Below are 21,893 nucleotides of genomic sequence, written 5' to 3' on the forward strand. Positions count from 1 at the left end.
CGGCGTCTACGGCGTCTAAGCCAAACACTCCAATACCGAAACAACCCAAGGGGAGCGGCCACAAGCCGCTCCCCTTTTCTACGTTCGAACTGCAAATTCAGTCGGCGTAGCTGGCGATCAGCGCCAGGGCTCGATCCAGGTCACCGAAGGTCGAAGGCGGCCCGACCGAGAGCCTCAAGGCGCCGACCGCGCCGCCGACACACGCGCCGAACGCAGGAATGCTGAAGCGATCCTGCAGTTGTTCCAGGCAACGCCCCGCCTCCGATCCACCCAGGCCGAACGCTTTCTCGGCCGCCCCCGGATTGCAAAAGCAGCCCCCGCGCAGGGCCACGCCCTGCTCGCTCGCACGCCGCTCGACCTCGACGTAGGGAATGATCCCGCCGCCCTCGCCCAGCAGGTTGAACGCGGCCGTCCCGCCGCGCCTGTCCATGCCCAAGGGACCGTAGATCCGCACCAGGGGTCCTCCGTCCCTCCGCCGAAGCATGGTCGCTCGGCGCAGGAAGTCCTGGATCAACGCCCCCATCCGCGATCGCAGCGCCTCGCGCGGCATGCGATCGAGGAACCTGAACCCGGCCGCCACGGCGGCCAGATCCAGGAAATTCGGCGTCCCGTCCTCGAACCCCTCATGACCGACGCGCAGCGCGTGGCGATGATGCGCGACCGAGACGAAATCCACCGTTCCGCCTGAGAACCAGGGCCGTTTCAGCCGCGCGAGGGCAGACCTTCTGGCGATCAACGCGCCCACGCCGGTGGGGAGGCCGAAGAGCTTGTAGAAGGAGCACGCCACGAACTCGGCTGGATGACGGCGCAGGCTCAGGCCGCCGCACGGGCCGGCCGAGGCGGCGTCTATCATGACCTCGCAACCCAGCGCCTGGGCGATGTCGATCAGCACCAGATCGTGGCGTACGCCGGAAAAGTTGGACTGCTGGGGAAAGGCGAAAAGACCCGCGCCCTGTCGTGTGGCCGCCGCCCGCAGGCGCTCGCCGCCTCGGTCCAGCCGTAGCGCGTCGTCGAGCGGCAACACCGTGACCGGCGCGCCCGCGTGACGGGCGTATTCCCGCACGCCGTTGACCGAATTGTGGTTGTCCGCCGACAGGATGAAGCCACGACCAGGCGCGAACGGATAGCTCTCGGCCACCAGCTTGAGCGCCGCCGTCGTATTGGCCGTGAAGCAGACCTCGTAGACCTCGGGATCGGCGTCGAAGAACGCAAGGGTCGCGGCGCGTGCGGCGGTCTGTGCGGCGGCGCTGTTGCGGGAGGCCAGGTGTTCGGAATGCGGGTTGCCGAACAGCCCGTGCGCCAGGCGCTCGCCGTGTTCCCGGGCTTGGGAAGCCCCGTAGAGGCCCGCCGCGGTATAATCGAGATAGGCCACGCCCAAGGCGTCCAGCCGCCCGAACTCCTCCGCTCGGAAGGCGTCGAAATCGAAGGTCTCGGGTTCAAGCTCGCTGGCGGCTAGCATCCGCGTCTCCGGTATCGGCGGGCGGGCGAGCCGCTGTCGCCCCCCCTCGCGGCGCCGGTCTGGGGAAAGCCGCCGAAGTAGCGGCTGAGTTCGGCGATCGCGTCGCGCTCGGCCGTCGGCATGTCGGCGGGCAGCACCGGGGTCATGACTTCCTCCCACCAGTCGGCGAGGCCGCCGGGGACGAACACAGCCCCGCTGACGCCCAGCGCGCGGAGGAGGACCCAGGCCTGGCCGGCGTGCGCGCCTTCCTGCGAGTAGAGGACCACCGTCTGATCGGCCGCGAACCGTGTCCGCACCAAACGATCGATCGGCAGGTTTTCGGCCATGGGAATGGCGTCGTCGCCGAAACTCTCCGACGCACGGACATCGATGACCCGCAGACCGGGCCGGCGATCCCGGATCCATTTCGCCAGTTCGCGAGCGCTGACGTGATCGGAGCCATCGTCGATCGCCCGCGCGATCGCGTCGACATCGAGTCCTGCGCGCGCGGCGCGATAGGGGCTGCCGACCAGCGGCGCCGCAAGGCCGAGGGCAAGCGCGCCCAGGCCCAGTCGTCGGGTGGCGGTCATGGACGCCGCTCCCATCGCGCGACGCCGGCCAGCACGCCGACGCCCGCCAGCGTGACCAGGGCCACGATCGCGCCGTACGAGAGACCCGTCAGCCGCGGCAGGGTGAAGGCCCCCTTCGGCGTCGCGCCATAGAAGGCCTCGATCGCGGGAAAGGCCAGGCCGGTCAGGAGCATCCCAGCCAGCAGGCCCAGCGCGGTCGCCGCCCCCTGCCCTCGTCCGCTCGCCAGGGCCACGCACGCGGTCCCGGGGCACAGCCCGCTCACCACGAAACCCAGGCCGAAGATCAGGCCGCCGACCAGCTGGGGCAGCAGATAGGTCTCCGGGACATGGACGCTGGCGAGGTCGATGACGCCCAGCCATCCCAGCCAGAAGGCGCCCAGCATGGCGGTCAGGATCGCGCTCATCATCACCTTCAGCACGGTGAAGTCGCGCAGATAGAACTGGCCCGCCAGCTTGGGCGGATCGCCGAGACCGGCGCGTTCCAGCGTCCAGCCGAACGCCACGCCGATCCCGCAGGCGAGGAGAAGTTCACTCACCACCACAGCCTCCGCAGCAACGGCGCCGCCAGGAAGCCGCCGACAAACAGGGCCAGCATGAAGATCCAAGCGCCGACGCTGAGCAGCGCGCCGCCGCTCAGGGCTAGGCCGCTGGTGCAGCCGCGCGCCAGAGCTGCCCCGGCGCCCATCAAGGCGCCGCCGGCGACAGCCGCGCCCAGTTTCCCTCGGTCGGCTGGCGCGCCGCTCAGCCGCCATCGCCCCGCCAAAGCGGCGGACGCGAACGCGCCGGCGATCATGCCGACGACCTCGACCACCATCCAGGTCGCCCAGGGCGGGCCGCCTTGCCGATAGCCCTGGACCCAGGCGTTGCCCTCGACGCGCTCTGGCGCGAGGACGCCCAGGGCGCTGCTAGCGATGTCCGCGAAGGCGCCGGACGCGCCCAGGCCTTGGCCGGCCAGCGCGTAGCTGGCCAGAAGAACCAGGCCCAAACCCACACCGGCGAGGTGAGGATCGGCGTAAGGCTTGGGCGTCATTGTTCGACCGGCAGGTCGCGCAGCGACCAGTCCTCGAACGAGCCGTCATAGAGCACGGCGTCGAAGCCCGCCGCGCGGGCCGCGAGCACCACGGCCGTGCCTTGCTGGCCGATGTGGCAGTAGACGATGACCTTGTCGCCGGACCGCACGCCGGCCTTCTGGAACAGCGTCGCCAGTTCGGCGGGCGCCTTCAGGGTCAGGTCCTCGTTGGTGACGCTGGTGAAAGGCAGGCTACGCGCGCCGGGGATGTGGCCGCGCCGCATATGGTCGTGGGCGCCGCCCGGCTGCAGCCCGTCGTAGAAGACCGGCGCGCGGGCGTCGATCAGCGTGAAGCCGGGCTTGCCGACATTGGCGCGCACATAGTCGACATCGACGATCGTCGGACGCGCCTGGAAGGCCGCGAGCGCGCCCTGTTTTGCGACGGGAGGCGCATCGGCGGTCACCGCTCCGCCATCGCGCTTCCACTTGGGCATGCCGCCGTCCAGCAAATCCGCCCGAGCGCCGAAGCCGGCGGTCTGTAGAACGAACATCACCCGTGTCGCGGGCGAGACCCAATCGGAGCCGAAATAGACGACGACCTTGGAACGGTCCGTCACGCCCAGCGCCCGCAAACGCTCGCGCAGAGCCGGCGCAGGCGGCATCTGCAGCGTGCGACCGTCGGCGTTCATCGACAGGTCGGACTGGCGGACGAAGCGTGCCCCCGGGATGTGACCGGCCTTGTACTCGGCCTCCTCGCCGACGTGCAGGAGCACGAGGTCCGGGTCCTTGAGGTGACCGGCCAGCCAGCCCGTCGTCACCAGCACCGCCTCGCGTGGAGCAGCCTGCGCGGCGATGGCTCCCGTCGCCAGAGCGGCAACCAAGGCCGCCGTGAAAATCGCTGTCCGCATGACCCGTCCCCATCTGGAGTCCCCTTGTCGGGACGTAACAGGGATAGGTCCGGGACCGGCCGACGATGGTCCCTTGCGATGAAACCACCTGAACGCCGACGAAACGGCCAAGGGTCGGACGGGCCGCCGTGCGCGCGCGTCCGGGCTTTGCTAGCTTGGCGGCATGGCGAGCCTCGACGACGATCTGCGCACCCGGCTGCCGCGAGGCGTCCTTTCGGACCTCGGCGGCTGGACCCTGTATCAAAGCTTCCGGGCCTTCACCTGGCCGTGGCTGCTCCGACGCGGGATCGTTTTCTGGCCGCTGGCCCTGTTGGCCGGATCGGCCTTCGCCGCCTGGCACGCCTCAGGCATGGGCGCGTGGAGCGACTGGCCGCCGCTGGCGTCGCGCGCCTGTCTCGCCACCCTTCTGACGGTGTCGACCGGTCCGCTTCTGGCCACCCTGGTCCGGCATTTGAGACCACCGCTGATCATGGAGCGGATTCTGGTCATCGCCGCGATCGTGATCGGCCTCTGGATCGGCCTGATCGCCCTTCGCTGGGCCGGCGATTTCCACGACCACCTGATGGAAGGCTATTCCAGCCGCCCGATGCAGGTGAGCATCTTCGGCAAGGCGATGTCGCGGTTCTTCCGCGCCAGCGTCGACGCTTCTGTCTTCGTCTGGATCTTCGCCGGTGGGGGATTGGCGACGATCTACTATCTGGGCGAGCGACGTCGTATCGCCCAGTACGAAGCGCGCCGGCAACTCGAGGCCGTGCGCGCCGAGCGCGACGCCGCCGACCTTCGCCTGACCGTGCTGCAGGCGCAGGTCGAGCCGCATTTTCTGTTCAACACCCTGGCCTCGGTGCGTTCGCTGATCGCCAGCGAGCCCGCCCGCGCGGCACAGACCATCGACGCCTTGGCGGACTATCTTCGCGCCACCCTGCCCCGCCTGCGCGAAGCCCGGGTTGAAGAGGCTACCCTGGACCGCCAGATCGATCTCTGCGAGCGCTATCTGGACCTTATGCGCGTGCGCATGGGCGGACGGTTGAGTGTCCGCGTCGAGGTCGACGCCGCGATCCGCGCCCTGCCCTTTCCTCCACTGATTCTGCTGACCCTGATCGAGAACGCCGTCACCCATGGCGTCGAGCCCAAACCCGGCCCTGGTGAGATCGCCATCCTGGCGCGCGCGGACGATCAGATGCTGACCGTCAGCGTCGAGGACGACGGCGCGGGTCTCGAGCCCGGCGTTACTCCCGGCGTTGGCCTGGCCAATGTCCGCGCCCAACTTCAAAGCCTGTTCGGCGATCGCGCGGCCCTCGACGTCGCCTCTCGCGCTGGCGGCGGCGTCAGCGCACGCATCCGCGTGCCGGTCGCGCCATGACCGTCACCGCTCTGATCGCCGAGGACGAGGCGCCGCAACGCCAGGAACTACGGGCCATGCTGGCCGAGCTCTGGCCCGAACTCGTGGTCACCGCCGAGTGCGACGACGGCCTCGAAGCCCTGGAGGCCTGGGCCGCGCGGCCGCCCGACATCGCCTTCCTGGACATCCGCATGCCCGGCCTCAATGGCCTGGAGGTGGCGCGCCAGGCCGAGAAGCCGGCGCGGGTCGTGTTCATAACCGCCTATGACGAGTTCGCCGTGCAGGCCTTCGAAGCCAGGGCCGTCGACTACCTGCTCAAGCCGATCCGCGCCGATCGGCTGGCTGAGACGGTGGCGCGGCTGCGCGCCCGGGAGCTTGCGCCCTCCACCGACATGGCGGCGCTGATGGACGCCCTGGCCGGACAGCTCGCGCCCAGACGGGCGATCACCTGGATCACCGCCAGTGTCGGCGAGGTCGTGAAGATGATCTCGATCGACGATGTCCTGTTCTTCCAATCCGAGGACAAGTACACGCGCGTCGCCACCACGTCGGAGGCGGCCCATATCCGCATGCCGCTGAAGGATCTGGTCGCGCAGCTGGACCCGGAGGTCTTCTGGCGTGTCCATCGCAACGCCATCGTCCGGGTCTCGGCGATCCGCCAGGTGAAGCCTGACGAGGACGGCCGCCTGCAACTCTGGCTCAAGGGCGTCGCCGAGCCGGTCCGCGTCAGCGACGCTTTCCGCCACCGCTTCCGCGCCATGTGAGATCGGGGCGAGCCGCTCACAAAAAAACGGCGCCGGTGGAAAACCGGCGCCGCCAGGAGCCCGAGCCCTGGGGGGCTCGGGCTGGGGGTGAAGTCTAGAACTTGTAGCGGACGCCCAGACGGTAGTTCGGGCCGCTGGCGCCGTACGACTGGATCACCGGGTCGGTGTAGCTGTAGCGGGTCGCCTTCTCGTCGGTGATGTTCAACGCCTCGAAGGTGATGCTCACCTGCTTGAACGGCGTGTAGCGCACCGACATGTCGACGTTGGTGGTCGCACCCGACGAGCCGAACTCGTTGATCAGCGGGCTGTCGCACGCCGAACCGTTGGCCTGCAGACCGGGGTCGCAGTTGCCGGCGGTGAGCGGATACGTCGTCTTGTAGGCGTCGCGCTTGGCCATCGAGACGCGGGCGTTGAACTTCTTGGTCTCGTAATAGACCGTCAGGTTCATGCCCTTGGGCGAGGCGCCCAGCCACGGACCGGTGCCATAGGTCGGCGCCTTGGTGACCGTACCCGCACCCGCGACGACCGTGCCCGGGTCGAGGATGTAGGTTAGCTTGGTGTCCAACTTGGTCATGTTGAACTGGATGCCCAGGTTCTTGAAGTACCAGGGCAGGAAAGTCAGGTCCTGCTGGAAGTTGAACTCCAGACCCTGCAGGTAGCCACCGGGCGCGTCGCGGACCTGACGGGCCAGAACGGTGTTGTCGGCGTCGATATAGGCGCGACGGAAGACGTCGGCGCCGGTCGCGGCCGGGAACTGCAGCTTGAGGGCCTCGAGCGCATCCTTGTCCATGAAGGTCGACAGCGGGGCTTCATAGAAGACCGTCTGCGGGAAGCTGGAGATGTCCTTGCGGAAGTAACCCAGGCTGATCAAGCCGCCCTTGTTGAAGTACCACTCGGCGGCGACGTCATAAGCATTGCCACGGAACGGCGAGAGCTTGGTGTTGCCGACCGTGATCGTCGCGCCCGTCGTCGAACCGTCGCCCGGGATGCTGACGCCGGTGATGGCCGGCGAAAGGTTGCCCAGCAGCGGACGGGCCATGACCTTGGCCGCGGCGGCGCGGATGTAGAGGTTGTCGTAGGCCTCCCAGGTGATGTTCCCGGACGGCAGGGTGTCGGTGTACTTGTTGCTGCCCTCGATACGGCGGCCGGCGGTCGTCTCACCGTAGGCCACAACGTCGGTCTCGGCCTGGCGAACGCCGACGTTACCGAACAGGCGACGGCCGCCCCAGACTTCGTAGTTGAAGTTGAACTGCGCGTAGTACGACAGGTTCTTTTCCGTCACGCCGAAGGTGGCGGTGCGGTTGCGCTTCCGCGTGATGGTGAAGTCGCCGAACTTGTTGATGCAGTTGCAGTCGTAGCCGAAGACGCTGCTGAAGGCCTCCATGTTCGGCACGAGGAACTTGGTCGTCGAGCCGGCCGGCACGTCGAGGCCGTCGCCGAAGTTGATCACCTGGCTGAGCGAGGCGACCGAGACCTTGGCTTCCTTCTCGGTCGGGTTCAGCAGGTCGTTGTTGCGCTCGTACTGGTCGGTCGAGAACTCGAACTCACGCTTGGTGATGCCGCCCTTGATCGTCCAGTGGTCGTCGAGCTCGTACGTCAGGTCGATCTTGCCGCCCTTGTAGTCGTTGATCGTCGTGCGCCGATAGTGGCGCATGCCCGAGAAGCCCTTGATGATCCCCCAGTTGGCGGGGTTGGCGGCGTCGAAGCCGGCGTCGAACTTGGGCATGCCCGTCGCGCCGCGCTCGTCGAAGACGAACGGGCCCTGGACGTCCATGGCGTTGAATTCGACCAGCGTGCCGACGTTGACGTTCTCCGAGCGCGAGGCGCCGACCGACGCCTGGACCTTGAAGCTGTCGCTGAACTCGTGGTCGATGTTGGCCGACACCTGACGGAAGTCGGTCGTATAGGCGCCGCGGTCAGCGCCCGAACGCCAGTCGACATTGCCGAGCTTCAGATACTCGGCGTTCTGGCCCACGACCTCGGCGTCCAGCACCTTGACGGCCGGGCGGCCGATCAGCTGACCGCGGAACGGCAGCGAGGCGGCCGGGCCGGCGTAACCGACCGAGAGTGGGTTGGTGTAGTACTCGTAGGCGTCGAGGTTGTTCGGGTTGAAGCTGAAGGCGTAGCCCGCGAGAGGCGTCGTGCCGTTCAGGGCCTGGCCGCAGTCGGTGCCGGGCGCAAGCTCGGTCTCGGCGGCGAACGTGCAGGTGCCGGGGTAGAGCGCGCGACGCTGAGCGTCGGTCATGGCCGAGCCGGTGCGCGCCGTGGCCGTCGGGACGTTGGCGCCATACGAGTAGCTGGCGTTGGTGTTGTTGCGGTTCAGGCCGACCGGGCCCAGCTGGTAGTTGGTGCTGGTGCTTTCGAACTTCGAATAGAGGGCGTCGACCGTCAGTCGGGTGCGTTCCGCCAGCTGCAGCTGGAACGAACCGGTGAGGCCGAGACGCTCGGTTTCGACGTTACGCTGGGCGATCGACGGCAGCGCCGGGAAGCGGATCAGCGAGTTGTTGCAGCCAGGGCTGGTCGCGGTCTGGCCGGCGACGGGCGCGGCCACGGCGGCGGCGCAGTTCGGATAGAGCTTGGCGTAGGCGACCGGGTCCGAGCCGGTCATGGCGGCGTAGGCCGCCGGATTAGCCATCGGGTTGTAGTAGTTGGCCGGATTGGCCTTGTACGCGTCCAGCGCCGTGCCCGTCAGGGTGGTCGGGATCAGCGCGCTGAACACGGTGCCCGTCGGGGCCGCGAAGCCGGCGCGGCCGGGCAGTTCGTCGCCGGTCCAGGTCGAGCCGCGATAGACATAGTCCGACGAGCCGGTGCCGCGGGCGTAGTTGTCGTCCTCGGAGCTGCGCTTGGCCCAGGCGGCCGACATCAGCACGCCCATCTTGCCGTCGAAGAAGCGGTCCGAGAACAGCGCGGTGACGCGCGGGCTGTGCTTCTTGCCGTTGCGGTAATAGGAATCCTCGGCCGAGAAGGCCATGGCGCTGTTCTTGTAGTCGAACGGACGGCCGGTGATCAGGTCGACCGTCGCGCCCAGCGAGCCTTCGTCGGCCTCGGCCGAAGACGACTTACGCACGCGGACCGAGCTGAACAGCTCCGAGGCGAAGGCGTTGAAGTCGAAGGCGCGCGAACGGTTCGGGCTCGAACCAGCATCGTTGGCCGCGCCGGTGGACAGCGCTTCCATGTTGTTGATGCGCACGCGGCTGAAGTCTCCAGACAGACCACGCACGCTGATGGTGCGGCCTTCACCGTTGTCGCGGTCGATCGAGATGCCCGGCAGTCGCTGCAACGACTCCGCGAGGTTCGAGTCCGGGAAGTCGGCGATGTCCTCGGCGTTGATGGCGTCCATCATCACGTCCGAGTTCTTCTTCAGGTTCAGCGCGCTCTGCAGCGAGGCGCGGTAACCGGTCACGACCACTTCGGTGACGGTGTCGCCGGTCTGCGCCGGCGCGGCGGTGGCGGCGGCAGCGGCCTGCGCGGCGGCCAGACCCGGCGTCGCGGCCAAGACAGTGGCCAGTGAAATCCCGGCGAGCAGCGCCGCCCTGTGTTGGTTTCTAGTCGTCATTGGTTCCTCCCCAATTTGATTGCGATGACGGCGGGCGGCTCTCTGTTCTCTCCGCTGCCGGGTGGTGTTGACCTAGTTGGCGAGCGCCTTTCGGCCGGTGATCTGGAGCTGGGCGGCGACGCCCGACGGTTGGGCGAGACCCGCCCGCGACACGGGCTGACCGCCGCCGATCCAAAGCTTGGCGACGCCGGGCTCCACCGAGCGCTGGCCGCTCGTGTCGACGGTGGCGAAGGCGTCGGCGTCGAGGTCGAAGGTGACGGTTTTGGTCTCGCCCTTACGCAGCGACACGCGCTGGAAGCCCTTCAGCGCCCGGATCGGCGCGCCGGCCGCACTGGGCCGCGAGACGTAGAGCTGGACGATTTCGTCGCCGTCGCGGCCACCGGCGTTGGAGACCGGGACCTCGACCTTCACCCGCTCGCCGGCGACGGCGGCGGCCTTCAGGGCCGGCTTGCCGTACGAGAAGCGCGTGTAGGACAGGCCGTAGCCGAACGGATAGAGGGCCTCGCCGCTGAAATAGCGGTAGGTGCGGCCAGCCATGCCGTAGTCCTTGAACGGCGGCAGCTGGTCGGCCGAGCGATAGACCGTAACCGGCAGGCGGCCCGAGGGGCTGTAGTCGCCGGCCAGCAGACCCGCGACGGCCGTGCCGCCCTCGCCGCCCGGATACCAGGCCTCGACCACGGCCGGCAGGGTGTTGTCGGCCCAGTTGGACGCGATCGCGCTGCCATTCATCAGCACAAGGACAACCGGCTTTCCGAGACCCTGGAGGCGCTCCAGCAGCTTCTGTTGCGGCGCGGGCAGGTCGAGGCTGGTGCGGTCGCCGCCGGCGAAGCCCGCGGCGTGAACGCTCATCTCCTCGCCCTCGACACGCGCCGACAGGCCGCCGGCGAAGATCACCAGATCGGCGTCCTTGGCGGCGGTCAGGGCGGAGGCGCCGTCGTCGGCCGGCTGGCTCCAGGTCAGCCCCTGGGTCCCGCGGTCGCCGTCCTGGCGGGCCTCGATCGTGATTGCGTAGGTCTTGCCGCCGATCAGATCGACGGTCTTGGCCATGGCCGGATCGATGGCCGCGTTCCAGAAGTCGGCGACCATCTGGCCGTCGACCTTGATGCGCCAGCCGCCGTCACCCGTGAGGCTGAAGCCGTGCGCACCGCTCTGCTTGGGCGTCACGAAACCGCTCCAGCGGATCGAGGTGTGGCGCTCCTGGCGTGTCGGGCGGCCCCAGCTGAACTTGGCGTTGGGGTCGACACGAGTCTCGACCGGCGCGCCGGCCAGATCCAGGTTGTCGAAGGCTTCGGCCTTCAGGCCCTTGGCCGCGCAGGCCGCGTCCTGGCAGAAGATCGCGTCGGGCGTCGGATTGCTCACAGGACCGATCAGGCCCGTGCCCGCGACGTGGACGACCTTGGCGTCCGGGAAGCGGGCCCGGATGCCGGCCAACACCGTCACCGGCTTGGACGGCGTGCCGTTGTAGTTGCCGACGAGGGCGTCGATGCTGTCAGCGTTCGGACCGATGACGGCGATGGTCTTTGGCGCGGCCTTCAGCGGCAGCAGGCCGTTGTTCTTCAGCAGCACCATCGACGACTGCGCCGCGCGCAGACTGATCGCGCGATGAGCGGGCGTATCGTTGTCGGCGGCGGTGATCTTGCCGTACGGGCCGCTGGTCGGCGGATCCATCAGACCCAGGCGGAAGCGGGCCTCGAACAGCCGGCGCATGGCCACGTCGACCTCGGCCTCGGTCACCAGGCCCGTACGCACGGCCTCGACGATGGCGGGCGCCTCGACGCCCTTCGGGCCGCCGAAGTCGCAGGCCAGGTCCGTCCCGGCCTTCAGGGTGGCGGCGAAGGCCTCGGCGGCGGTCTTCCGATAGGCGTGCGAGGTCGGCAGATAGACGTCGGCGACGGCGGCGCAGTCCGAGACCACATGCCCCCGGAAGCCCCAGTCGCGACGCAGGCGGTCGGTCAGCAGGGCCGGATTGGCGCAGGCCGGCAGACCGTCGACGGCGTTGTAGGCGCACATGACGGCGTCAGCCTTGGCGCGGGTGATCAGCGCGCGGAAGGCCGGGAGATAGGTGTCTTCCAGGTCGTGCTTCGACGGATGAATGTCGTCGCGGTGACGATCGGCCTCGGGCCCGCTGTGCACGGCGTAGTGCTTGGCGGTGGCCATGGTTTTCAGGTGTTCGAGGTCGGGACCTTGCAGACCCCGGACGAAAGCCACGCCCATCTCGGCGGTGAGAACCGGGTCCTCGCCGTAGGTCTCCTGCCCCCGGCCCCAGCGGGGATCCCGGAAGATGTTGATGTTGGGCGACCAGACGGTCAGGCCCCGGTACTGGGCCGTCGAGCCGTCGGCGGCGACCTTCTCGACGTATTTGGCGCGGAATTCGGTGCTGATGACGTCGGCGACCTGGTGCATCAGGTCGGTATCGAAGGTCGCGGCCAAGCCGACGGCCTGCGGGAACACAGTCGCCTCACCCGCGCGGGCGACGCCGTGCAGGCCTTCGTTCCACCAGTTGTAGGCCGGAACCGACAGGCGCGGGATGGCGGGCGCGGCATGGCGCAGCTGGCCGGCCTTCTCCTCAAGCGTCATGCGCGACACAAGGTCGGCCGCGCGCTGGGCGGCGGACAGCTTGGGGTCGCGATAGGGCGAAACGTCCTGCGCGAACGCCGGCGTCGCGGCGGCGATCAGCGCGAACGCGGCCGACGAGGCCCACAGCAGGCCATGGAAACTACGCGACATCGCCGCTCCTCTGGACCGCGTTCAGGTCCTTCAACAGCTGCTTGTCGGGGCGGAACAGGATGACGCGCTCGCCGCCCAGCTCGGCGGCTTCGCCGCTGGTCGGATTGATCAGAGCGTAGGGGTTGCGCTGCCGTACGGTGAACTCGCCGATCCCTGGCGCTTCAAGCGTCTTGCCTTCCAGGAGGGCGTGACGCATGCGGCGGAGCAGCGACTGCACCAGCAGATCGCTCAGCTCGCGGTCCAGGGCCCGTGAGAAATCCATGAAGGGCTGCACGAAATCGCCGTCAACGCGCATCGACGGCTCGCCGGTTTTCGGCGCGGCACGCCTGATTCACGGATCGAACCGGGGTTCGCAACACTCGTCTCCTCCTCATCGCGGTCTTCGCGGCCGCTTTCCCGGCTAGACACCGGTGTCACTTAGACTGACATAAACATGCCGACTTTGGATTCGAAAGAGGAAAGTTACCGGTCACATAGGAAAAATGGCGCAAATTTGTTGCGCGCAGACGGGTACATCTATGATCAACGATCGAGCCGCAGCGATCCGCACAACAAAGTTCGTCCGTCGGCTATTTTTTTGCCGATGCATTGAACGGCGGCCCGCGAGACCGCATCGTTGGGGCAATATCAGCGCGTACGGGAAAGGGAGGGGCCGTGGCGATACCGCAGCGGCCCGGCGCCGAAGACGATCAACGCACCTGGAGTCGGCGCGACGTCTTCCGCGAAACCTACGCCGACGACTTTCAGGACCTGTGCGTGTTTCTGCGCACGCGTTTCGGTCCTGGCCCGCCGGAGCCGGAGGACCTGGCGCAGCAAGCCTTCGTCAAACTGGGCGAGCGGCCTGCCGACCACGAGCACGAGAGCCCTCGGGGTTTCGTGTTCAGGGTCGCGATCAATCTGGCGCGCGACGCCTTGCGGCGTCAGCGGCGCACCTCGCAGGTGGTCTCGACGTCCGCTTCGGCCTTGGAGCCCGACGCGCCGCCGGACGCCGAGCGGACGCTGATCGCCAAGCAGGAACTGGTTGTACTGAACCGCGTGGTGGAGGGCCTGCCGCCACGCCATCGTAATTTCCTGGCCGCCAACCGTGTGGCTGGCCAGAGTTTCGCCGAGATCGCCCGCCAGAACGGCGTCTCCGAAGCCCTGGTCCGCAAGACGGTCGGAGAGGCTGTCGCCGTCTGCCAGCGCGCCCTCGTGGGCGGCGCCATCGACTTCCGAGGACTATCCCGTGAACGCCACCGCCGCGACTGATCGCGACATCGAGAAGGAAGCCCGCGACTGGGCCCTCGCCGTCTTCGGCGAGCGGCTGTCGAGCGAGCGCGCCCAGGCCCTGCGCCAGTGGCTGGACGACGATCCCCGCCATGTCCAGGCCTATGACCAGGTCGAGCGGCTGATGGTCACGCTGAGCGAGGTCGAGGCCCTGAAACGCCCCGCCACGGTCGCCCGCCCTGCCCGCCCTGCCTGGATCTGGGCGGCGGCCGGCCTACCTCTCGCCGCCTGCCTGGCGATCGGCGTGGGCGTCGCCACTCGCTCCACGGTGATCGAGAGCGGCCATGCGATCCGCACCGTCGCCCTGCGCGACGGCAGCACGGCGATCATGGCTCCCGAGAGCCGATTGCGTGAAGCCGGCTGGTTGAGCGGCCGTCGCTACGACCTTGAGCGCGGCGAGGTTCTGTTCGACGTCCGCCACGCGGCGGGCCGTCCATTCCAGGTGGCAGCCGGCGAGACCCGGGTCACGGTGCTGGGCACCCGCTTCGACGTCCGCAAGGCGCAGAGCGGCGAGATCAACGTGGCCGTGCAGCGGGGTCGCGTCGAGGTGCGCCGCGACGCCGGCGGCCCGGCGTTCAAGGCTGTGCTGACCAAGGGCGACTTGGTGACCCTGGACGGCCGCGGCGCGCGCCAGGCCCGGCTGAGCGATCCCTCGACCATCGATGGCTGGCGACGCGGTCGCCTGAGCTACGCTTCCGCCCGCATCGCCGACGTCGCCGCCGACATCAACCGCTTCTCGAACCAGCGCATGGCCGCCGATCCGGCGCTGAGCGACGTGCGCCTGACGGCCAGCTTCCGGATCGACCAGGTCGACGCCTTCGTACGCAACCTGCCCTCGGCCCTGCCGGTGGAGGTCCAGAAACGGCCGGACGGCTCGGTTCTGGTGGTCCCCACCGGTCGCGCCGAGCGCTAGGCGTTCGCCTTGGCGCTGGCCAGTTCGCGTTCCGATTGGGTGAAGCCGTAAGCCGGAACGATCTCGCCGGTTCGGTCGGAAACACCGCTCCATTGGCCGATCACCTGCTCACCCGCGTCGGCGACGCCGCCGACATAGCGGCCTTCCGTCAGGGTGATGCTGGCGGTCGCGAAGTGGCCGGCGCCGGCGCACAGAATGGCTCGCGTCGGCGCATCGTCCGACACCAGGGCCAGGAGGCCCGGGCTGACGAAAGCTGGATCCAGCTGCTTCAAGCCCTCCTCGGACAACACGCCCTCGGTCATGGCCGTCGCCGCCGTCGGGGCCAGGCAGTTGACGCGGACGCCGTACTTCTCGCCCTCGATCGACAAGGTCTGCATCAGACCGACCAGCGCCATCTTGGCCGCGCCGTAGTTGGCCTGGCCGAAGTTGCCGTAGAGCCCCGACGAGGACGTGGTCATCACGATGCGGCCATAGCCCTGCTCGCGCATGACGCCCCAGACGGCCTTGGTGCAGATCGCCGACCCGATCAGGTGGACGTCGACCACCAGGCGGAAGTCGTCGATGCTCATCTTGGCGAAGGTCTTGTCGCGCAGGATGCCGGCGTTGTTGATCAGGATGTCGATCCGGCCCCAGCGCGCCACGACAGCCTCGATCATGGCGTTCACGCCGGCTTCGTCGGTGACCGAGGCCGCGACGCCGAACGCCTCGCCGCCCGCCGCGACGATCTCGGCGGCCACGCGATCGGCGGCCTCCTGGCCCAGGTCGTTGACGACCACCTTCGCGCCCTGGCTGGCCAGATAGAGCGCATGGGTCCGCCCCAGGCCTCCGCCAGCGCCCGTGACGATCGCAACGCGTCCTTGCAGCAACATCGTACTTCCTTCCAATTCCAGCCCGGCGAGCCGAGCTCAATTCACTATTCGGCTAGTGAGTGTTTTGAACCAAGCGCCTCCAGAAGGCGTCGTCGGGCCTAGGCGCTCGCCGCCTTGCCCTTGCACACCGACATGAAGCCGGCGGCCATGAAGGTGGCCATGCGATCCTTCACGGCGGTGAAGTCATCCGACTTGCAGACGCCGCCGGACAATTTGTCGATCCGCCCCGTCCGCGCCAGCGTCAGCATCAGGGCGCCGGTAACGAAGTGATAGCCCCAGAAGATGTCGGCCTCGGCGCAATCCGGCAGGGCCTTCTTCAGGAGCTCGATCAGGCGCAGGACCACCGGATCGAAGTGCTCGTCCATCAACGCCGCGCCCCATTCGGGCGCGTTGGCGACCTGGGCGCCCAGGGCGGCGTAGTTCTTCCACCCCTCCCCGCCTTCGATATAGAGGTCGAGGTCGGTGTCGAGGAACGCCCTCAAAGCGCCCTCCACGGTTGGCTTGCCATTCGAGGCCTTCTCGTACTCCTCGAGCGCCCGCATCCGGCGTTCGCTGGTGACCACGGCGCGCCGCGCGAAGACGGCGTCGAACAGGGTCTTCTTATCGTCGAAGTAGTAGTTCATCAGCGTGTGGTGCACGCCGACCATCTTGGCCACGTCCTTCAGCGTCACGCCGTAGAGGCCATGCTTGGAGAACAGGAACTCGGCCGCGTCGAGGATCTGCTCCATCATCTCGGCCCGTTGTTCGGCCTTCTTGGAGGTACGACGGGGTTTGGCGACTTCGGACACTAAGCGGACTTCCATTCCATGATGACGAGCGGGCGACGTATTCGACGTTAGCCGCCGTATTCCGACCTCAACCGAATTTTGTCGATCTTGCCGGTGGACGCCAGAGGCATGCGCTCCAGACGATAGATCGCATCGGGGGCCCACCACGAGGCCACACGCCCCCGCAATGAGGCCAGGATCGCTTCGTCGGAGACTTCACCCTGGGTCTCGACCAACAGGATCGGCCGCTCGCCCCACTTGGGATCGGCCCGGCCGATGACGGCGGCCAGCGAGATCGCGGGCAAGGCCCCGACCACCGCCTCGATCTCGGCGGGGTTGATCCACTCGCCGCCCGATTTTATCAGGTCCTTAGCGCGGCCGGTGATCATCAGGTTGCCGTCGGCGTCGATGCGAGCCAGGTCGCCCGTCGGGAACCAGCCGTTGGCGTCGCTCGCCGGCGTGTCATGGCCGAAGTAGCGCTGGACCACCGCCGCACCGCGAACCCGCAAATGGCCCTCGATATCTCGCTGCCTGGGAAGCGCCACGCCGTCGGCGTCGGTCAGCAGCAGATCCACGCCTACGGCCGGCCGACCCGACAGCGCTGCGCGTGACGGATCGCCTAGCGCCGCGACCGTGCCCGAGGGCGAAAGCTCGGTCATGCCCCAGCTGGTCTGGACGGTGACGCCGAGGCGTTGCTCGATCCGCTCCATCAGGGCCGGCGGCATCGGCGCCCCACCGACGATCAGGCGGCGCAGCGACGGCAGTTCGCCGCCCACCGCCTCCAGGTGCTCGACGAGGCCCAGCCATACGGTCGGCACGCCCACGCCGACTGTGACGTTCTCTTCGGCGATCAGGCGGGCCAGGCTCGCGCCGTCGGCCTGACGGCCCGGCAGGACCAACTTGGCGCCAACCGCCGGCGTGGCGAACGGCAGGCCCCAGGCGTTGGCGTGGAACATCGGCACCACCGCCAGCACGGCGTCATTCCCTGAAATGGCCATCACATCGGCCTGCAGCGTCCGCAACGTGTGCAGATAGCTGGACCGGTGCGTGTAGGTGACGCCCTTCGGCGCGCCCGTGGTGCCGGAGGTGAAGCAGAGGCCGCACGGAGCCGTCTCGTCGAAATCGCCCCATACGGTGTCGGCGCGGGCCGTTGCAACCAGCGGCTCCAAGGATTGGCCTTCGCATGCGGCGCCGTCGATTATCAACAGACGTTCGAGGCCGGGCGTGGCCTCCCGGATGCGCTGCGCCAACGGTGCAAGGTCCGCCGAGGCGATCAGGATCGCCGCCTCGGACTGCACGACCATCGCCGCCAGTTGCTCGGCTGTCAGGCGCGGGTTCAGCGTGTGGCAGACCGCACCCATGCCCATGATGGCGTACCAGGTCTCGACGTGGGCCTGGCTGTTCCAGGCCAAGGTCGCGACGCGATCGCCGCGCTTGACGCCAAGACCGGCCAGCACCGTCGAAACGCGGACCGCGCGATCGCGAAGCCCGGCATAGCCGATGCGATCCAGCCCGCCGTCTTCGCGCGCCGTGACCACTTGGGCGTCCGGTCGCCACTTGGCCGCGTGGTCGAGGAACTTGTCGAGCGTCAGGCCGAAAGCCTGCATCTCACCGTCAATCATCGGCACTGGGGCGCTCCAGGCGGAAGCGGCGGCGAGACGACGCCGACGTTCCAATTCCACGAGACGTCGCCCTGAGCTCGGCGGCGGCACATCACGGACTCGTTCAACTCGTACATACCGGGGCGCAGGCGTACGCCCGGGCGGGGACCATCGGCAAAGGCCATGTAGGCGCGCTCGGCGCCATAGGGATTCCAGGCAGGCTGCCCGCCGGCCTTGGGCGCACCGTCGCGGGCGAACGAGGTCCAATAGCCGACCATCGCCGTCGAAAGTCCGGCTTCGGCGGGCGTATCCGGGATCTTGGGCCAGGCCGGCGGCGTCAGGCCACGATTGCCGAACATGTAGGGAAGCTCGGCGGCGTGAAAACCGTGCAGCCCCGCCATGTCGGCGGCAGGATAGCCATGGTCGAAATAGTAGAGATAGCTCGCCGAACCCGCCGCCGTCTGCTTGGCGACCAGCCGCTCGGCCGTCCAGCCGTAGAGCGCGTCCCGCGTGGTCAGCAGCACGCTCTCGGCCCGGTCGTTGGCCGGATAAAGCTTCAGGAAGTCATCGGCGAGATCGCCATAGCGCTTTCGGATCTCGGCTTCGTAGGTCGCGGCGTCGGCCGGCGTTGGCGGGGCCAGGATGCGCAGGGAGCGAATCTCGCCGCTGTTGAAACCCGCCAGGATCGGCACATGCGCCTGCTCGCCGGCGTCGAAGGTATCGACCAACTGCTTGGGCAGCACCTTGCCGTCGACCGCGCCGAACGTCTGGAAGCCGGCGATCAGGCCGGTGGTGTTGAGCGTCTCGGCGTCCATCGCCCGAAGGTCGGCGAGGCTCTTGGCGCCCAGCTTGGCGGCCGTCGCCGCGCCCATGGCCTCGGCCGAGACGTGGCCGAACTTCTGCTCGCGCAGGCTCGGCGTCGAGACCATGTAGGCGCTCTGGGCGATGGCCTTGTGGAACAGGCCTCGGGCCGACGGGGAGGCCATCAGGTACATGACGCTGAGGCCGCCCGCCGACTCCCCGGCGATGGTCACGTTGGAAGGATCGCCTCCAAAGGCGGCGATGTTCTTCTGCACCCAGCGCAGGGCCGCGACCTGGTCCAGCAGGCCGTAGTTGCCCGACACGTGATCGGGTGACTCCGCGCTGAGCTCCGGATGCGCCAGATAGCCTAGAACGCCCAGGCGGTAGTTGATCGAGACGACGACCATGTCGCCCCGCTTGGCCAGCACGGCGCCGTCGTACAGGCTTTCGCTGCTGGCGCCGCCGATCAGGGCGCCGCCGTGGATCCAGACCAGCACCGGCGCCTTGCGGGCCTTGGCGGGCGACCAGATGTTCAGCGACAGGCAATCCTCGCTCATCGCCTTCAGCGGCGCGGCGTAGATGTTCCCGGCGCGTGGCGGCAGCTGGACGCAGGCCGGACCGTAGTCGAGCGCATCCCGGACCCCGGACCAAGCCGGAGCCTCGGCCGGCGGCTTCCAGCGCAGCGCCCCGACGGGCGCGGCCGCATAGGGCACGCCCTTGAAGGCCCGCATACCGCCTTGATCAACGCCGCGAAGCGAACCAGCCGGCGCCTGGACGACCGGCTGCTCCGCCCGCGCGGGGGTGACGCTCGCCAAGGTCCCCAGGGCCAAGGCGAGCGTCGTCGAAGCGAGACTGCTGGCGACGCTCTTGCAGAAGCGGAAGCCTGTCATCGCCTAGAACTCGTAACCCAGGCGCACCCCGGCGGTACGCGGCCGCATGGTCGCGAACCGGCTGGCGATGAACGCTTCGGGGTGGACGTAGGTGATCGAGTGGTCGTCGAAGAGGTTCTCGACATAGGCGCCGATCGTGGCCTGGCCCATGGCCACGGCGAACGTCGCGTTGACGTTCTCGTAGGCGTCGGTGAACCCGTAGGTGGCGCTGGTCACCGTCGGCTGACCGGGCACGCGCGGGAACGAGCCCGGATACGAGCCGACATGCTGCAGGACGACTGACAGGTTGGCCTTGGCCTTCGGCGTCAGGTCCCAGCCGTAGTTGACGAACAGCGAGCCCTGCACCTTGGGCGACGCCAGGCGCGCGCCCTGGACAGCGCCGGAGATCGCCGCCTCGGCCGCCGTCAGCTTGGTGACCTTGGCCTCGTTCAGCGAGCCGTTGACGCCGATGGTCAGGCCCTTGGCCGGGAAGGCCAGCAGTTCCAGCTCGATGCCCTTGCTGCGGGCCGCGCCGATGTTGGTCGCGAACTGCACGCTGTCCGAGACGCGGTTGGCCTGGACCTGGATGTTGCTCCAGTCGATCAGGTAGACGGCGACATTGGCGGCGACCAGACCGTTCAGGAACCGGCCCTTGGCGCCCAGCTCGTAGTTGGTGAGATCGTCGGAGGACGCCCCGTTCGGGATCGTCAGGTCGTTCGGATTGACCAGGCTGGGCCGGCCGGCGAACGCGTTGACCACCGGCGTGCGGAAACCGGTCGAGACGGTGGCGTAGGTCGTGAGGGTCGGCGAGGGCTTGTACGACAGGCTGACCTTGAACGAGGGCTTGCTGCCCGTCGCCTTGACGCCCGTCGCCGCCACGATCGGCGTCATGGCGAGCGGCCCCTGGATGCCGTAGATCGCGTAGGTCAGGTAGGCGCTGTTGTAGCCGCCGGCTTCCGTGAAGCCCTGGGAATCGACCTTGCCGTAGCGGATGCCGCCCGTCGCCCAGACCTGGTCGCTGAAACGATAGGTCAGCTGACCGAACAGCGCCTTCTCGTGCGAGAGGAAGTGCGTGTATTGGCGCTGATAGTACTCGTCCGGCAGGCCGGTGATCTTGTGCGCGGCCAGATAGGCCGGGTTCGAGCGATAGAAGTAATCCACGTCCAGACGGCGATCCATGTAGAAGCCGCCGACCACCCAGTCGACCTTGCCGCCCGGATCGGACGCCAGGCGCGCCTCCTCGACGAAGGTCTTCTGATAGCCCATAGCGTCGAGCGCGAAGGCGATGCCGCCGCCGAACGTGCCGGCGAGGTCAACGAAGAACTTCTGATCGAACTTCGAATAGGTCGACGAGCTGGTGAAATGCGCGCCGTCGAATTGGTAGTCGACCGTCAGGTTGTGGGTGCGCAGCTTGCCGACGAACTGGTCGGGGCGGTCCGAAATCCGCTTCTCGCGCCCCAGCGACGGGCTGACCATCGAGGAGTCCTTCGGGTTGCTGTTCTCGTACGAGAACAGCGCCTTCACCGAGAGACGATCGTTCGGCTTGTAGAGCAGCGTCGCTCGGCCGCCCCAGTCGACCAGGGTGTTGGAGTTGTGAACCTTGGTCCCGATGTTATCGAGATAGCCTTCCTCGTGGCGGTAGAAGCCGACCACGCGCAGGGCCAGCTTGTCCTCGATCAGCGGCGTGTTGACCATCAGGTTGTAGCGCTGGCGTAGCGAGTCCGAACCGGTCAGGCCGAAGTCGACCAGAGTCGAGGCCTCGCGGCTCGACAGGTTCGGGGCCTTGGTCAGGATGCGCAGCGCCCCCGACAGAGAGCCCGAGCCGAACAGCGTGCCCTGCGGCCCGCGCAGGAACTCGACACGCTCGATATCGAACAGGTTGGGGTCCAGCACCGTGGTGTTGCCGATCGTCGAGATCGGCAGTTCGTCGATATAGACCGCCACCGTGCTTTGCAGGTTGGCGCCGTAACCGTTGGTGGCCACGCCCCGGGCGGTGAAGTTGTTGAAGTTGGCGGTGGGGCGGTTCAGCACCACGCCTGGCGTCTGCCGCGCCAGGCCCTCGAAGCCGACGATGCCCTTGGCGGTCAGCTCCTTCTGGTCGAAGGCCGTGACACTGAGCGGCACGTCCTGGACCTTTTCCGGGCGGCGGGTGGATGTGACGATCACTTCGCCGACCAGTGCGGCGTCTTTGCGCTCGCTGGTGTCCTGGCCCGCTCCAGCGGTCGTTTGCGCCAGCGCCGGCGCGGAGAAAGCGACGAGTGCGACGGCGCACGCCGACGCAAAAAGACCAACCTTCATGACGTTCTTCCCCGGGTGAGCGTCGATCGTTTGCCGTCGACGTTACGAGGTCACGGTGCAGCCGATCCTGACGGCTGTCAACACTCACTCTCTCGCGTGTGAATATTGACGAAGAGGCCCGCTTGGGCCCAAGCTCGAAACAAGCCAAGCTCCGAAGAGCGGCACGGGAGGAAGCCTT

The 21,893-nt window shown here is 68.0% G+C and carries 17 protein-coding genes; 4 read left to right on the plus strand and 13 right to left on the minus strand.

The features are described from left to right. Positions 1 to 97 precede the first annotated feature (97 nt). The 5 genes from AC07NN_RS18065 to AC07NN_RS18085 are packed head-to-tail and all read right to left on the minus strand — an operon-like array spanning position 98 to position 3,945. Complete coding sequence (locus tag AC07NN_RS18065) at positions 98 to 1,459, minus strand: aminotransferase class V-fold PLP-dependent enzyme (protein ID WP_494644056.1); 1,362 nt, start codon at positions 1,457 to 1,459, stop codon at positions 98 to 100. After that, complete coding sequence (locus AC07NN_RS18070) at positions 1,453 to 2,028, minus strand: rhodanese-like domain-containing protein (RefSeq protein ID WP_494644058.1); 576 nt, start codon at positions 2,026 to 2,028, stop codon at positions 1,453 to 1,455. Before AC07NN_RS18070 ends, AC07NN_RS18065 begins: the two co-directional genes overlap by 7 nt. After that, on the minus strand, positions 2,025 to 2,564 hold the full coding sequence (locus AC07NN_RS18075; RefSeq protein WP_494644060.1) for a YeeE/YedE thiosulfate transporter family protein: 540 nt from the start codon (positions 2,562 to 2,564) through the stop codon (positions 2,025 to 2,027). The genes AC07NN_RS18070 and AC07NN_RS18075 overlap by 4 nt, the downstream gene beginning before the upstream one ends. Further along, on the minus strand, positions 2,561 to 3,058 hold the full coding sequence (locus tag AC07NN_RS18080) for a YeeE/YedE thiosulfate transporter family protein (protein ID WP_494644062.1): 498 nt from the start codon (positions 3,056 to 3,058) through the stop codon (positions 2,561 to 2,563). Before AC07NN_RS18080 ends, AC07NN_RS18075 begins: the two co-directional genes overlap by 4 nt. After that, positions 3,055 to 3,945 carry a sulfurtransferase gene (locus AC07NN_RS18085; RefSeq protein WP_494644065.1) on the minus strand — a complete coding sequence of 297 codons (891 nt, stop codon included), beginning with the start codon at positions 3,943 to 3,945 and terminating at the stop codon, positions 3,055 to 3,057. Before AC07NN_RS18085 ends, AC07NN_RS18080 begins: the two co-directional genes overlap by 4 nt. Before the next feature lie 163 nt (positions 3,946 to 4,108). On the opposite strand from AC07NN_RS18085, the gene AC07NN_RS18090 reads away from it, so the two are divergent. Next, the gene (locus tag AC07NN_RS18090) at positions 4,109 to 5,305 is read left to right on the plus strand and encodes a sensor histidine kinase (protein ID WP_494644067.1); all 1,197 of its coding nucleotides are present in this window, start codon (positions 4,109 to 4,111) and stop codon (positions 5,303 to 5,305) included. Continuing rightward, a complete protein-coding gene (locus tag AC07NN_RS18095) occupies positions 5,302 to 6,048 on the plus strand; it encodes a LytR/AlgR family response regulator transcription factor (RefSeq protein ID WP_494644069.1) in 747 nt (248 codons plus the stop codon). Before AC07NN_RS18090 ends, AC07NN_RS18095 begins: the two co-directional genes overlap by 4 nt. A 94-nt stretch (positions 6,049 to 6,142) precedes the next feature. Here the strand turns inward: AC07NN_RS18095 and AC07NN_RS18100 are convergent, their stop codons facing one another. The 3 genes from AC07NN_RS18100 to AC07NN_RS18110 form a co-directional block, all read right to left on the minus strand. Then, a complete protein-coding gene (locus AC07NN_RS18100; protein ID WP_494644072.1) occupies positions 6,143 to 9,604 on the minus strand; it encodes a TonB-dependent receptor domain-containing protein in 3,462 nt (1,153 codons plus the stop codon). Positions 9,605 to 9,676: 72 nt separating this feature from the next. Next, the gene (locus tag AC07NN_RS18105) at positions 9,677 to 12,331 is read right to left on the minus strand and encodes a glycoside hydrolase family 3 C-terminal domain-containing protein (RefSeq protein WP_494644075.1); all 2,655 of its coding nucleotides are present in this window, start codon (positions 12,329 to 12,331) and stop codon (positions 9,677 to 9,679) included. Continuing rightward, a complete protein-coding gene (locus AC07NN_RS18110) occupies positions 12,321 to 12,626 on the minus strand; it encodes an HU family DNA-binding protein (protein ID WP_494644077.1) in 306 nt (101 codons plus the stop codon). The genes AC07NN_RS18105 and AC07NN_RS18110 overlap by 11 nt, the downstream gene beginning before the upstream one ends. 359 nt (positions 12,627 to 12,985) lie before the next feature. Here AC07NN_RS18110 and AC07NN_RS18115 point away from each other — a divergent pair, with 359 nt between their 5' ends. After that, entirely contained in the window at positions 12,986 to 13,579 is a 594-nt protein-coding gene (locus tag AC07NN_RS18115; RefSeq protein WP_494644080.1) for an RNA polymerase sigma factor, read from the plus strand. Further along, on the plus strand, positions 13,557 to 14,510 hold the full coding sequence (locus AC07NN_RS18120) for a FecR family protein (protein ID WP_494644082.1): 954 nt from the start codon (positions 13,557 to 13,559) through the stop codon (positions 14,508 to 14,510). The genes AC07NN_RS18115 and AC07NN_RS18120 overlap by 23 nt, the downstream gene beginning before the upstream one ends. Here the strand turns inward: AC07NN_RS18120 and AC07NN_RS18125 are convergent. The 5 genes from AC07NN_RS18125 to AC07NN_RS18145 all read right to left on the minus strand — a co-directional run bounded on the left by AC07NN_RS18125 (position 14,507) and on the right by AC07NN_RS18145 (position 21,715). After that, complete coding sequence (locus AC07NN_RS18125; protein ID WP_494644084.1) at positions 14,507 to 15,379, minus strand: SDR family NAD(P)-dependent oxidoreductase; 873 nt, start codon at positions 15,377 to 15,379, stop codon at positions 14,507 to 14,509. The two genes, AC07NN_RS18120 and AC07NN_RS18125, sit on opposite strands and share 4 nt — an antisense overlap. 98 nt (positions 15,380 to 15,477) lie before the next feature. After that, positions 15,478 to 16,182 (minus strand): TetR/AcrR family transcriptional regulator, encoded by a 705-nt coding sequence (locus AC07NN_RS18130; RefSeq protein ID WP_494644086.1) that lies wholly within the window; start codon positions 16,180 to 16,182, stop codon positions 15,478 to 15,480. A gap of 32 nt (positions 16,183 to 16,214) precedes the next feature. Next, complete coding sequence (locus tag AC07NN_RS18135) at positions 16,215 to 17,768, minus strand: AMP-binding protein (protein ID WP_494645020.1); 1,554 nt, start codon at positions 17,766 to 17,768, stop codon at positions 16,215 to 16,217. Continuing rightward, positions 17,765 to 19,438, minus strand: coding sequence for a carboxylesterase/lipase family protein (locus tag AC07NN_RS18140; protein ID WP_494644089.1), 1,674 nt, complete (start codon positions 19,436 to 19,438; stop codon positions 17,765 to 17,767). Before AC07NN_RS18140 ends, AC07NN_RS18135 begins: the two co-directional genes overlap by 4 nt. A 3-nt stretch (positions 19,439 to 19,441) precedes the next feature. Next, a complete protein-coding gene (locus AC07NN_RS18145; protein ID WP_494644092.1) occupies positions 19,442 to 21,715 on the minus strand; it encodes a TonB-dependent receptor in 2,274 nt (757 codons plus the stop codon). Positions 21,716 to 21,893: the final 178 nt, after the last annotated feature.

Source organism: Caulobacter sp. GW821-FHT09H08 (assembly GCF_059415885.1).

Excerpts from the sequence above, each read along its gene's own strand:
- AC07NN_RS18065 (WP_494644056.1), bottom strand. The coding sequence starts at position 1,459 with ATGCTAGCCGCCAGCGAGCTTGAACCCGAGACCTTCGATTTCGACGCC.
- AC07NN_RS18070 (WP_494644058.1), bottom strand. The coding sequence starts at position 2,028 with ATGACCGCCACCCGACGACTGGGCCTGGGCGCGCTTGCCCTCGGCCTT.
- AC07NN_RS18080 (WP_494644062.1), bottom strand. The coding sequence starts at position 3,058 with ATGACGCCCAAGCCTTACGCCGATCCTCACCTCGCCGGTGTGGGTTTG.
- AC07NN_RS18085 (WP_494644065.1), bottom strand. The coding sequence starts at position 3,945 with ATGCGGACAGCGATTTTCACGGCGGCCTTGGTTGCCGCTCTGGCGACG.
- AC07NN_RS18090 (WP_494644067.1), top strand. The coding sequence starts at position 4,109 with ATGGCGAGCCTCGACGACGATCTGCGCACCCGGCTGCCGCGAGGCGTC.
- AC07NN_RS18095 (WP_494644069.1), top strand. The coding sequence starts at position 5,302 with ATGACCGTCACCGCTCTGATCGCCGAGGACGAGGCGCCGCAACGCCAG.
- AC07NN_RS18100 (WP_494644072.1), bottom strand. The coding sequence starts at position 9,604 with ATGACGACTAGAAACCAACACAGGGCGGCGCTGCTCGCCGGGATTTCA.
- AC07NN_RS18105 (WP_494644075.1), bottom strand. The coding sequence starts at position 12,331 with ATGTCGCGTAGTTTCCATGGCCTGCTGTGGGCCTCGTCGGCCGCGTTC.
- AC07NN_RS18110 (WP_494644077.1), bottom strand. The coding sequence starts at position 12,626 with ATGCGCGTTGACGGCGATTTCGTGCAGCCCTTCATGGATTTCTCACGG.
- AC07NN_RS18125 (WP_494644084.1), bottom strand. The coding sequence starts at position 15,379 with ATGTTGCTGCAAGGACGCGTTGCGATCGTCACGGGCGCTGGCGGAGGC.
- AC07NN_RS18130 (WP_494644086.1), bottom strand. The coding sequence starts at position 16,182 with ATGGAAGTCCGCTTAGTGTCCGAAGTCGCCAAACCCCGTCGTACCTCC.
- AC07NN_RS18135 (WP_494645020.1), bottom strand. The coding sequence starts at position 17,768 with ATGATTGACGGTGAGATGCAGGCTTTCGGCCTGACGCTCGACAAGTTC.
- AC07NN_RS18140 (WP_494644089.1), bottom strand. The coding sequence starts at position 19,438 with ATGACAGGCTTCCGCTTCTGCAAGAGCGTCGCCAGCAGTCTCGCTTCG.
- AC07NN_RS18145 (WP_494644092.1), bottom strand. The coding sequence starts at position 21,715 with ATGAAGGTTGGTCTTTTTGCGTCGGCGTGCGCCGTCGCACTCGTCGCT.